Source organism: Acinetobacter sp. A22, from assembly GCF_030913345.1.
GTDB classification, from domain to species: domain Bacteria; phylum Pseudomonadota; class Gammaproteobacteria; order Pseudomonadales; family Moraxellaceae; genus Acinetobacter; species Acinetobacter junii.
The window spans coordinates 315,669-327,931 of sequence record NZ_CP133162.1 but is presented as its reverse complement, the minus strand read 5'-3'; the positions used below and the strand labels follow the sequence as shown (position 1 = coordinate 327,931).

Below are 12,263 nucleotides of genomic sequence, written 5' to 3'. Positions count from 1 at the left end.
TATTTAACAACAATTATATTTTGGATGAATACATGACAACAACATGGACCAATGGCTACCAAACTGAAGTCAATTACACCTATGGATACTATCGTGATCTTAGCCCTAACTTCCAAAAATTCTGCTTACTTTTAAATGGGATTGATAGTCCAGATATTCAAATAAATCAAACACATTGTGAACTTGGCTTTGGGCAAGGTGTCAGCATCAACATACATGCAGCAAGTACTGATGCCAATTTTTACGGTACTGACTTTAACCCTGCACATGCAGCTCATGCCAACCAATTAGCACAACATAGCCAAACTAAGCCGTATTTTTTTGATGATAGCTTTGAAGAATTATTAAATCGAAATGATTTACCCATGTTTGATTCAATTAGCCTACATGGAATATGGAGCTGGATAAGCTATGAAAACCAACACATCACTTTGAAATTCATTCGTAAATATTTAAAACCCAATGGTATTGTCTATATCAGTTATAACTGCGTGACAGGTTGGGCTGCCAATATGCCTATACGCGAGTTATTTCATAGCCATTTTAAATTTAATAGCAAAAGTACAAACCCACTGCAAAAAGTAAATGAAGCATTAAATTTTAGTGAAGAACTACTTAAACAAAATCCAATCTTTGCTCAAAGAAATCCCAATGCTTTGCAAAAAGTAATCGATCTCAAACAACAAAATCCAAATTACTTAATTCATGAATATTTGAATCAAGATTGGCAATGCTTTTCATTTCAGCAAGTAGTCAGAATCCTAGATGAAATTAAATTATCTTATGCTGGGTCTACAGACTTAGGAACGCATCTAGATAACATTAATTTTTCAGAAGAACATCAGCAATTTCTAAATGCGATTGAACACCCGATTTTCAAAGAACAGTGCCGAGATTATTTTGCCAACACACAATTTAGACGGGATTTATTTATTCGAGGCAAGAATAATTTAACCCCATTACAAGTCCAAGCAAAACTCCGAAAAACAGCATTTGTGCTTCTAACAGCCAAAGAGCAATTACCGAGTAGCATTACAGGACTATTGGGGACATTCAATTTGATAGAGGAAATTTATCAACCAATTGGCAATCGATTTGCTGAAGTTAACTATCAACCGCTCACTATTGCAGATTTAGAAGCTAGTTTTCCCGAGCTTCACTATGCAAAAATCTTAAATGCGCTCGTTATCCTGTGCCATCTTGGACTAGCTCAACCATGTCAAAATAATGAACCATCTCAAAAAATGTTCGAGCATTGCCACAATCTAAATCATTACATTTTAAAACAAGCGAGTTTTCATCAAAACTATGGCGTTTTAATTAGTCCAATCACAGGCATTGGTATACCGACTGAACATTTTCATCAATTATTTTATCGCGCACATTTTATAGAAGGTTTAACGACTGCAACAGATTTTGCTTACTATGTGCAAGATGTCATCCAACAGCTTGGGTGGTTAGTTTTAGATAAAGATGGTCAAACGGTTTCAGATCAGGTTAAAAGCATTGAAATTATTCAATCTAAAGCCCAAATATTTTTAGAAAGTAAGAAGTTGGAGATCGCGAAACAATTACGTTTATTTAATTAAATACTGATGATCGAATGGCGAAGTACTAGATTTGTCATTCGACCTTTCTTAGATTAGTTTAATCTGAATCCTTTCTATATTCATTTTATTATGCATCAACTTCCACCCTCTCAATATATTTTTCCTGATCCTATTGAAGCAGATCCTGAGGGACATGGTTTCATCTGTATTGGTGCAGATCTTTCACCGTCTACATTATTTGAAGCCTATACACATGGATTATTTCCATGGTTCAACGAAGATGAACCTATCTGTTGGTGGAGTCCTGAACCACGTTGCATTATCGAACCACAGGCATATAAACCCAGCAAATCCTTACTACGAAATATGAAAAAACATGATTATCGAATTACCATTAATCATGCATTTGAACAAGTCATTCGTGCCTGTTCGTTACCACGAAGTTATGCAAATGAGACATGGATTAGTGAAGATATAATTGAAGGATATTCAGCTCTATTTAAAGCAGGATATGCCTATAGTGTCGAAGTCTGGAATAGTGAACATCTTGTAGGCGGTTTGTATGGTGTCACTATTGGTAAAGGATGTTTTGGTGAGTCGATGTTTAGCACCGAAACAGATGTCTCTAAAATGGCATTCTATACACTGATGTTAATTGGACAGGAAAATCAACTGCCTTGGATCGATTGCCAATTGGTCAACGATCACCTTTTAAGTCTTGGAGCACGTACACTTTCTCGCCAAGCCTATTTAAAATCATTACAAGATGTAATTATTACCCCCTCTATCAATTGGAAAAGTTATCAAGAACGTGTATTTTCAAGTAAAACAATAGCTCTTTTTTCAAAATTAGACGGTTAACGGATTAACACCTTGGAGGGACAGATTAATGAAATCATACCAACCCAAGTCCCTTTTAAATGACTTACAGTATTACATTACTCCACCACATGATTGTAGTTACCTCGATAACAAATCAGCTCGAATGGTGTTCTTAGATCCAATTCATCGCATTGATGTGGTGACATTATCTGAACTGTCACGAGTTGGTTTTCGTCGCAGTGGTGACTTTGTTTATCGCCCAGAATGTCATTTATGTCGTCAATGTTTGTCGTGTAGAGTCCCTATTCAAGAATTTCAAATGAATAGCAGCCAAAAAAAGGCATGGAAACGCAATCAAGATTTAAGCATGAATATCTTGCCTACCACGCAAGCGACAGAACAACATTATCAGCTTTATGAGAGATATATAAACGAGCGACATTCAGATGGTGATATGTATCCAGCCAACTATGATCAGTTTGAGAAGTTTCTCGTACACAGTTGCACTGAAAGTTTTTTTATCGAATTATGGAAAGACCAAAAACTAATTGCGGTCTCTACTTGTGATTTGATGGATGATGGTTTATCTGCGGTTTACACATTCTTTGACCCAGATGAACAACGTCGCTCCTTGGGCGTTTATGCCATTCTTAAACAAATTGAATATGTAAAAACTCTAAATCTTGATTATTTGTATCTTGGTTATTGGGTGCCACACTCAGCGAAAATGAACTACAAGTCACAATACACACCACTTGAACTATTACTAGATGGTCAATGGCGTAGACTCAATCGCCCATTATCTGAGAAAGAAATTCATCAACTCGGAAACTCACTCATGAGTACACTACCTTCAGAGTGGGATGATCTAATCATTAAATAATTTAGGATTTAAATAAAGACGCGAAATCATCAGTGCATGTTTTGACCATAATCACAGCATGCTCTTTTGTACCATCCAAATTGGGATAATAATTTTTGCGTAAATCTATTTGATGAAAATCCATTTTTTCATACAAACGAATTGCAGCATGATTGCTTTGACGTACTTCTAAAAAAATTTGGATAGGATTATTTTTTAAAAGTTGAATTGAATAATCTAACAACTCGTATCCAAGACCTTTGCCCTGCTGGCTTGGATGGATCGCCATCAGTAACAAATTAGCTTCATCTAACACAGGCTGTAAAATACAGAATCCTACTATTTGATTTTTAGTTTCATAGACTGTGCATTGGTAAGAAAGCAAAGACTCCTGAAATTGTTTTTTAGACCACGGATGTGTTTGAACTAAACATTCAATCTCAGCAACTTTATCCAAATCCTTTTCTTGCATCAATCGAATCACGTGAACACCTTGTCAAAAACCTAATTGGCAGATTATCGACAATTTAAAACCAAATTTAAATAAAAAAATGGGCAATCTGATTGATTGCCCATTTTATTTAGTGGGGATTAAAACCTAACTCGGCACGCCATTTATTTAATAATTCAGTGGTGTCGTAGTCATTTGGATGGAATTTAGGTCTTAAGAACGCCAGTAAAGTTGGTATTTGACGGGTCATAAAACCTTTATAACCATACATAAACTTCAGCATATATTTCGTGTCACGCCATGTTAGTTTTCCATCAGTTTTGAGTAGTTTTGCAGTGAAATAGGATTGGGTAATAAAAATCAGACCCATTGCAATCACAAGTGCTAGTGATCTCATAAAATAAGCTTTAGCACCTTGACCATACATTGCCTCGTACACATCAAAGGCAACAGCTTTATGTTCATTTTCTTCAACAGCATGCCACATCCACAAATGATACATTGTCTCATCCATGAACATCGATTGGATATCTGGATTACTTAATAATTCCTCAGCAATTGTAGAGGTAAAATGCTCTAAAGCACATGTTCCAGTTAATCCAATCATTTCTTTGTTAAAACCAAAAGGTTTAAGTAATGTAGTAATTACATTAACACCATAATTGATCACTTTGCCCGTTTGCTCTTCCATCTTACGAACATCATAACCATAGGCTTGAGCAGATGCATTGAACGCTAAATGCTCTTTAGAATGCATCGCCTCTTGACCAATAAAAGCACTAATTTCTTTCTGCAAACGAGGGTCAGCTAATTTAGGATCATTTCTAACTGCACGAGTACTGTTTACAAAAAATTGTTCACCTTCAGGAAATAGCGCTGATAAAGCAGTCATAAAATGCGTGAGTGCAGCATCACCATTTGCCCAATATCGAGGCACATCACCAAACTCAAAATCCATTCGACGTACAGGGAAACTAGCGCCAGCACGATTTGAAATATTGACTTTAGCATTCATACCTTATTCTCCTTAATGATGAATCTATTCTTTGTTTTTATCCATTCTTATTTTATACGCTGTTTATCATGCTTTAATTAAGTGCAGATAAGGTCATAAAAGCATCATCTTAGGACATGTCTTCAAGTTTTTTGAAAATATTAAAAATAGAAAAAGGGCAAATTCATGCCCTTTAAAAACAAACAGTATTGAAGAAAATAAGGCTTACAAACCTAATTTCGCTTTCCAATCTTTTAATAATTGAACTGTATCTAAATCATTCGGATGGAAACGTGGTTTAAAGTACGCCAGCATTTCTCCTGCCATTCCTGCGATAATCCCTTTTGATGGACTATAACCATACTTATAAATCATTCCCAACTCTTTAAGATTTAGCTTTTTATCTTGCTTAAGCAAACGTAAAGTGAAGTATGACTGAAGAATAAAAATTAAAGTCATGGCAAATACGAGCGCTGTTGTACGTAAGCCGTATGCTTTAATTCCTGTGCCAAAAACAGACTCATATACATCATATGCAACTGCTTTATGCTCATTCTCCTCAACCGCATGCCAGAACCACATATAAGACATTGTGTCATCTGTCATCAAATCTTGGATATGCTTATTACGCAATAATTCAGATGCAATCGTCGCTGTAAAATGCTCTAGGGCAGTCGTAGCGGTGAGATCAACCATCTCACGTGTCATACCAAAAGGTTTTACGATTTTCGAAAAATTATTTAAGGCAAATTGAATGTAACGACCTGTAATTTGTTCTAAGGCTCTTACATCATGACCGTATTTTTGAGCAGAAGCATTGAAATTAACATGCTCTTGAGTATGCATTGCTTCTTGACCAATAAACGCACTAATCTCTTTTTGCAGCTCTTCATTCTCTTTAATCGCTGGGTGATAACGCACAGCACGAACTGAATCAATAAATAATTTCTCACCATCTGGAAATAAAGCAGATAATGCAGTCATAAAATGTGTAAGACCTGCTGAGCCACTCATCCAGTATTCAGGTACTTGATCAAAATCAAAATTCATACGACGTACTGGGAAACTTGCACCTGCACGATTTGAAATATTTACTTTAGCATTCATGCCGCCTACTCCTTTTCAGTGAACTTTTTTCACTGAGCACTTTTGTTCGTTTTCTTGAGTTTTATATTACGTTTTTATATGGATCAATTAAGTGCAGTTTGGGACAGCAAAGTATCAGTTTGGGACACTATTCAATAAAATTGTCAAACAATTGATATAAAAAAACACCCCATAAGGGGTGTTTTTTTGATCACTCTAGGCGATTATGCAGTTACTTTAGCAACAACACCAGCACCTACAGTACGACCACCTTCACGGATCGCAAAACGTAGACCTGGGTCCATTGCGATCGGGTGGATTAACTCTACTGACATTTCTACGTTGTCACCAGGCATTACCATTTCTACGCCATCTTGTAATTTGATCGCGCCAGTTACGTCAGTTGTACGGAAGTAGAACTGTGGACGGTAACCGTTAAGGAATGGAGTATGACGACCACCTTCTTCTTTAGAAAGTACGTATACTTCTGCATCGAATTTAGTGTGCGGCTTGATTGTACCTGGTTTAGCAAGTACTTGACCACGTTGTACGTCTTCACGCTTAGTACCACGAAGTAAGATACCACAGTTCTCACCCGCACGACCTTCGTCAAGAAGTTTACGGAACATTTCAACGCCAGTAACTGTAGTCGTTTGAGTATCACGGATACCAACGATTTCAACAGACTCACCAACTTTGATGATACCAGCTTCTACACGACCAGTTACTACTGTACCACGACCAGAGATAGAGAATACGTCTTCGATTGGCATCAAGAATGCTTTATCGATTGCACGCTCTGGTTCTGGGATGTAAGAGTCAAGCGCTTCTACAAGTGCAAGAACAGAAGCTTCGCCGTAAGGACCGTCGTTACCGTTTAATGCTTGAAGAGCTGAACCACGGATGATTGGAGTGTCATCACCTGGGAAGTCATAAGTAGAAAGAAGTTCACGAACTTCCATTTCTACTAATTCAAGTAATTCTTCATCATCAACAAGGTCACACTTGTTTAAGAATACGATGATGTAAGGTACACCTACCTGACGAGAAAGAAGGATGTGTTCACGAGTTTGTGGCATTGGACCATCAGTCGCAGCACATACAAGGATCGCGCCGTCCATCTGAGCAGCACCAGTAATCATGTTTTTAACATAATCGGCGTGGCCCGGGCAGTCTACGTGAGCGTAGTGACGGATTGGAGAATCGTATTCTACGTGTGATGTATTAATTGTAATACCACGTGCTTTTTCTTCAGGAGCAGAGTCGATTTGTGAGTAATCTTTCGCTTCACCGCCGTAAGTTTTTGCACAAATTGTTGCAATCGCAGCAGTTAAAGTTGTTTTACCATGGTCAACGTGACCAATTGTACCCACGTTTACGTGTGGTTTATTACGTTCAAACTTGGCTTTAGCCATGATGATCTTCCTTTATAAACTGCTCATGAGGGTCGCTCATGAGCGCTTGGTTTTTAACTAAATTTTAGTTGGGTAATATAGTAATCGAAAGATTACTCGTCGTCACCTTTTTTACCGCCAGCTTGGAACTTAGCGATGATGCCTTCAGCCACGTTACGTGGAGTTTCAGCGTACTTAGCGAATTCCATAGAATAAGTAGCACGACCTTGAGACATAGAACGCATTTGAGTAGCGTAACCAAACATCTCAGCTAATGGAACTTCTGCTTTAATTGCTTTTGTTCCACCAGGAAGATCGTCCATACCTTGAACCATACCACGACGACGGTTTAAGTCACCCATGATATCGCCCATGTAGTCTTCTGGAGTTTCTACTTCAACTTTCATGATAGGTTCAAGAAGAATTGGATCTGCTTTCATGAAACCATCACGGAACGCATAAGAACCAGCCATTTTGAACGACAATTCATCAGAGTCGACATCGTGGTAAGAACCGTCAAAAAGAACAGCTTTAACGCCTACAACTGGGTAACCAGCCAAGACACCATTCTTCATACGCTCTTGAATACCTTTATCAACTGCACCGAAGAATTCTTTTGGTACTACACCACCAACAACTTCTTCAGCGAATTCGTATTCTTTACCAGCAGCTTCAACATCAAGTGGCTCTAAACGAACATATACATGACCGAATTTACCTTTACCACCTGTTTGACGTACGAATTTACCTTCTTGCTCAACAGTTTTCTTAATCGTTTCACGATAAGCAACCATTGGTTTACCGATATTCGCTTCAACACCGAACTCACGTTTCATACGGTCAACGATGATGTCAAGGTGAAGCTCACCCATACCAGCAATAATTGTTTGACCAGATTCTTCGTCAGTACGTACACGGAATGATGGATCTTCTTTCGCCAAACGACCTAAAGCAATTGACATTTTTTCTTGGTCAGCTTTAGTTTTTGGTTCAACAGCCAATGAAATTACTGGCTCAGGGAATTCCATACGCTCAAGTGTAATGATGTTTTTCTCATCACATAATGTATCACCAGTTGTAACGTCTTTAAGACCTACACACGCTGCGATATCACCTGCACGGATTTCATCAAGATCTTGACGCTCATTCGCATGCATTTGCACGATACGACCGATACGTTCACGCTTAGACTTAACTGGGTTATATACTGGGTCACCTTGTTTAAGAACACCAGAATAAACACGTACGAAAGTTAAGTTACCAACGAATTTGTCGTTCATGATTTTGAACGCAAGCGCAGAGAACGGAGCTTCGTCAGATGCTTCACGAGATGCTTTAGTTTCAGCTTTATCGTCAAGGATACCTTCGATCGCTTTAACTTCTGTTGGCGATGGTAAGAATTCAATCACAGCATCCAACATACGTTGAACACCTTTGTTTTTGAACGCTGAACCACAAAGCATCACTTGGATTTCAGATGCTAATGTACGAGCACGTAAACCTGCAACGATGTCTTCTTTAGAAAGATCACCCTCTTCAAGGTACTTGTCCATTAACTCTTCAGAAGCTTCAGCAGCCGCTTCAACCATGTTAGTACGCCATTCGTTAGCAGTATCAACTAGGTCAGCAGGAATCTCACCATATTCAAACTTCATACCTTGAGATGGTTCATCCCAGATAATCGCTTTCATTTCGATAAGATCTACAACACCTGCAAATGTATCTTCTGCACCGATTGGTACAACGATAGGTACAGGGTTACCGCCTAAACGAGTTTTAACTTGCTCTACAGCACGGAAGAAGTTTGCACCAGTACGGTCCATCTTGTTCACGAATGCTAAACGAGGCACTTTATATTTGTTAGCTTGACGCCATACAGTTTCAGACTGAGGTTGAACACCACCAACAGCACAGTAAACCATGCACGCACCGTCAAGAACACGCATAGAACGCTCAACTTCAATTGTGAAGTCAACGTGTCCCGGTGTATCAATTACGTTGATACGGTGTTGTTCGAATTGGTTGCCCATACCAGACCAGAAACAAGTCGTAGCAGCAGAAGTAATGGTAATACCACGCTCTTGCTCTTGTTCCATCCAGTCCATTGTTGCTGCACCGTCGTGTACTTCACCAATTTTGTGAGATACACCTGTGTAGAACAAGATACGTTCAGTTGTAGTTGTTTTACCTGCGTCAATGTGCGCAGAAATACCAATGTTACGGTAACGAGTAATCGGGGTTTGGCGAGCCATGATGTCTTACATTCCTAAATGTTATCTTTAAAACAGGACGCATCAATTAAATTGATGCGCACGAATATCCAAGCAGGCAACTTAAATACCCGCAAAGCTCCCACTTTGATAAAGAGCGATGTTGAATCGAGCTGCTGTACGCATGAATATTCTCCTGATTAGGGACTGTTTTATCCGTTTAGAAACGGTAGTGAGAGAAGGCTTTGTTGGCTTCAGCCATACGATGCACGTCTTCACGTTTTTTGATCGCTGCACCTTTACCTTCAGCTGCATCAAGCAACTCACCAGCAAGACGTAAAGCCATCGTTTTTTCAGAACGCTTAGCAGCAGCATCTACTAACCAACGCATTGCTAAGGCAGTACGACGGGATGGGCGTACTTCCATAGGTACTTGATAAGTAGCACCACCAACACGGCGTGCTTTTACTTCGACCATAGGACGAACTTTTTCAAGAGTAGTCTCGAAAAATTCAACTGGGTCTACTTTGTTTTTTTCTTGAACACGCTCTAAAGCACCGTAAACGATACCTTCAGCTACAGATTTTTTACCATCTTGCATTACGTGGTTCATGAATTTAGCGATTGTTTGGCTGCTAAATTTTGGATCTGGAAGGATCTCACGAGCAGCGACTACGCGACGTCTTGGCATTTTAATACACCTAATATTATGACACTTCAGGATGATCCAGCAGTTTGTACAAGTGCCATGTACGCTACGCTGGCCTTACTATACGTCGCTTGAATTACAAATCTATGAAGAATTCAAACAAGCGAAACGCTAAAGGGTTGTTTGGGCTTGTTGCCTAGAATTACTTCTTAGGACGTTTAGCACCGTATTTAGAACGTGACTGGTTACGATCTTTCACGCCAGCACAGTCTAAAGAACCACGAACGGTATGGTAACGTACACCTGGTAAGTCTTTAACACGACCACCACGGATTAGAACAACACTGTGCTCTTGTAAGTTATGACCTTCACCACCGATATAGCTTGATACTTCAAAACCAGAAGTTAAGCGAACACGGCAAACCTTACGCATTGCTGAGTTAGGTTTTTTAGGAGTAGTCGTATATACACGTGTACATACACCACGACGTTGTGGACAAGCCTTCAACGCAGGAACTTTTGATTTTTCAATCAAAGTTGTACGACCCTTACGGATCAACTGATTTGTTGTTGCCATTTGGCAATTCTCCCGTTATTAAACAACCTTAAAAAGAAAAGCACCTCTTTTTAAGGGCACACAATTGTAAGTCAAGAAGTAAAAATGGTCAACATTGCAGGCTAAAGCAAGTGTTGACCATTTCTAGATTTTTGTTAACTTTTAGATGCTTTTATACATCACATATATATTAGCTATGCTTTGTTGATGCAGGCTCAATATCTATTGTCTTTTGTTCGGATAATTGTTCAGTCTCATCAGCCAAGGTGTCATCACTATCAGTCGCTTTAATCGCTGGTTTTTGTTGGGAATATTCATGTTCTGTTACATGTTGCTCAGCAAGTTTCAGAATACCCTCTTCAACCTTTTCATCTTTTGTTGAATTTTCTATGAGCTCATCTTTTGTCTGAACAGCCACATGAGTAATGACATCATTTTTTAGATTTTCGGCTGGAGCTATTTTACTTGCGACATCAAGTTCTGTTGCTTGTAAAAGTTTTGGACTTGCTTTTCTTAATAATGCTTCAGCTTTGTAATATGCCTCTAATGGAGAAATCTTTTCATCAGGATGCTCATTTATATAGAATCGCGCCGCACCAAATACTGATTGTGATTTATGCCCCACATCTTCTAGAAGTTTCCAGCTATAAAAACCACCGACAACTGCACCCGCGATCGGTGTTAGTTTCCCAATCACTGAAGCTTGTGGAATATGATTTAACCACCCCCACTTAAATTGTCCATCAGCATCAACCAACCACTTCTTCAACAATTCAACATCATTATTAGAGCCTAATAACTGTTGAAAATGTTGCAAATCATGCGTGTCTAACATTGATTGTAAAGCTTTTAAAGCAAGTAATAATGTTTGTTTTTCTGCGACAAGACCTAAATCAATTTCTTTAAAAATAAAGGCCACGATATCTTGATCAAGCTCTTCAGATAAATCGAAACCATGAGAGCGACCAGTTTGGTAAATCGTGCGTAATGCCAAAACGATCGAAGCAGGTATATCGATTGCAGCACCCCAAACTCCAGTAGCACCAGTAATTAATCCCTGAGCAGCTGCAAGTAATTTATTTTGCTCAATGAGTGCCTGACTTAAACGTTGCGAGCGCCCAGTATCCTGTGTCAACTCAGCAAGATCTTTAACTCCTGCTTCTTCGAGAATCTTTTCAGTCAAAGAACTATTTGAACTAAATTCATTCAACCATTGAAATAAATAATCTGAAACTTTTTCACCTAAATCAGGTGAAACAAAAGTCGCCACATTATTTACCTTCGTATAATGCTTACCTAGCAATTGATGTGACAATTTAGGAAGTTGTTGACGCAGCATCTGTTGAGGGCTTTCATATTTCTCAACTTCAAATGGACTTTTGAAACGCGCATTTCCTTCAACAATATTAGATGAATTGGAAAGTTTCGCACCAGATGTTATCGGGGCTACTTGAAGTTTTTGCAATTCAGAGCTGAGCTTTTTAGCCACTCCAAATGCTTGGGCAAATAAACCTGAAGTTTGCTTATTTTTAGAATTTGTCATCAAGTACCTCTATTCTTTAATCTGTGCATTTCTAGGTAAATACTAGGTTGAATACAGATTTATCTCAACTTGAATCTGTATAATTTCATTAGCTTTCACCTTAAGTCGTTCTAAACTTACTAATCTTTACATAACTGAAAATAGAC

Annotated in this window: 11 protein-coding genes; 3 read left to right on the top strand and 8 right to left on the bottom strand. The window is 38.6% G+C overall.

Annotation, left to right across the window (positions count from 1 at the left end; genetic code table 11):
• Positions 1-32 precede the first annotated feature (32 nt).
• The 3 genes from Q9Q86_RS01610 (at position 33) to Q9Q86_RS01600 (ending at position 3,255) form a co-directional block, all read left to right on the top strand.
• A complete protein-coding gene (locus Q9Q86_RS01610) occupies positions 33-1,589 on the top strand; it encodes a class I SAM-dependent methyltransferase (RefSeq protein ID WP_112987439.1) in 1,557 nt (518 codons plus the stop codon).
• A gap of 90 nt (positions 1,590-1,679) precedes the next feature.
• On the top strand, positions 1,680-2,411 hold the full coding sequence (aat, locus tag Q9Q86_RS01605; protein WP_112987440.1) for a leucyl/phenylalanyl-tRNA--protein transferase: 732 nt from the start codon (positions 1,680-1,682) through the stop codon (positions 2,409-2,411).
• A gap of 28 nt (positions 2,412-2,439) precedes the next feature.
• Positions 2,440-3,255 (top strand): arginyltransferase, encoded by an 816-nt coding sequence (locus Q9Q86_RS01600; protein ID WP_004913944.1) that lies wholly within the window; start codon positions 2,440-2,442, stop codon positions 3,253-3,255.
• A gap of 1 nt (position 3,256) precedes the next feature.
• Here Q9Q86_RS01600 and rimI read toward each other — a convergent pair whose 3' ends face one another.
• The 8 genes from rimI to Q9Q86_RS01560 form a co-directional block, all read right to left on the bottom strand.
• Positions 3,257-3,718: a ribosomal protein S18-alanine N-acetyltransferase gene (rimI, locus tag Q9Q86_RS01595; protein WP_004913946.1), complete on the bottom strand. Its 462-nt coding sequence runs from the start codon at positions 3,716-3,718 to the stop codon at positions 3,257-3,259.
• Between the two features lie 97 nt (positions 3,719-3,815).
• Positions 3,816-4,700, bottom strand: a complete 885-nt coding sequence (locus tag Q9Q86_RS01590) for a metal-dependent hydrolase (RefSeq protein WP_039048152.1) — start codon at positions 4,698-4,700, stop codon at positions 3,816-3,818.
• Between the two features lie 204 nt (positions 4,701-4,904).
• Positions 4,905-5,786, bottom strand: a complete 882-nt coding sequence (locus Q9Q86_RS01585) for a metal-dependent hydrolase (protein ID WP_004952673.1) — start codon at positions 5,784-5,786, stop codon at positions 4,905-4,907.
• A gap of 203 nt (positions 5,787-5,989) precedes the next feature.
• Positions 5,990-7,180, bottom strand: coding sequence for an elongation factor Tu (gene tuf, locus Q9Q86_RS01580; protein WP_004913952.1), 1,191 nt, complete (start codon positions 7,178-7,180; stop codon positions 5,990-5,992).
• A 92-nt stretch (positions 7,181-7,272) separates the two neighbouring features.
• Positions 7,273-9,411, bottom strand: a complete 2,139-nt coding sequence (gene fusA, locus Q9Q86_RS01575; RefSeq protein WP_004913954.1) for an elongation factor G — start codon at positions 9,409-9,411, stop codon at positions 7,273-7,275.
• A gap of 178 nt (positions 9,412-9,589) precedes the next feature.
• Positions 9,590-10,060: a 30S ribosomal protein S7 gene (rpsG, locus tag Q9Q86_RS01570; protein WP_004638185.1), complete on the bottom strand. Its 471-nt coding sequence runs from the start codon at positions 10,058-10,060 to the stop codon at positions 9,590-9,592.
• Positions 10,061-10,220: 160 nt separating this feature from the next.
• Entirely contained in the window at positions 10,221-10,595 is a 375-nt protein-coding gene (gene rpsL / locus Q9Q86_RS01565; protein WP_004638184.1) for a 30S ribosomal protein S12, read from the bottom strand.
• Between the two features lie 169 nt (positions 10,596-10,764).
• The gene (locus Q9Q86_RS01560) at positions 10,765-12,117 is read right to left on the bottom strand and encodes an EcsC family protein (RefSeq protein ID WP_112987592.1); all 1,353 of its coding nucleotides are present in this window, start codon (positions 12,115-12,117) and stop codon (positions 10,765-10,767) included.
• Positions 12,118-12,263 lie beyond the last annotated feature (146 nt).

Coding starts and splice junctions, on each gene's coding strand:
- aat (WP_112987440.1), top strand. CDS start 1,680: ATGCATCAACTTCCACCCTCTCAATATATTTTTCCTGATCCTATTGAA.
- Q9Q86_RS01600 (WP_004913944.1), top strand. CDS start 2,440: ATGAAATCATACCAACCCAAGTCCCTTTTAAATGACTTACAGTATTAC.
- Q9Q86_RS01585 (WP_004952673.1), bottom strand. CDS start 5,786: ATGAATGCTAAAGTAAATATTTCAAATCGTGCAGGTGCAAGTTTCCCA.
- rpsG (WP_004638185.1), bottom strand. CDS start 10,060: ATGCCAAGACGTCGCGTAGTCGCTGCTCGTGAGATCCTTCCAGATCCA.
- Q9Q86_RS01590 (WP_039048152.1), bottom strand. CDS start 4,700: ATGAATGCTAAAGTCAATATTTCAAATCGTGCTGGCGCTAGTTTCCCT.
- rpsL (WP_004638184.1), bottom strand. CDS start 10,595: ATGGCAACAACAAATCAGTTGATCCGTAAGGGTCGTACAACTTTGATT.
- fusA (WP_004913954.1), bottom strand. CDS start 9,411: ATGGCTCGCCAAACCCCGATTACTCGTTACCGTAACATTGGTATTTCT.
- Q9Q86_RS01560 (WP_112987592.1), bottom strand. CDS start 12,117: ATGACAAATTCTAAAAATAAGCAAACTTCAGGTTTATTTGCCCAAGCA.
- Q9Q86_RS01610 (WP_112987439.1), top strand. CDS start 33: ATGACAACAACATGGACCAATGGCTACCAAACTGAAGTCAATTACACC.
- tuf (WP_004913952.1), bottom strand. CDS start 7,180: ATGGCTAAAGCCAAGTTTGAACGTAATAAACCACACGTAAACGTGGGT.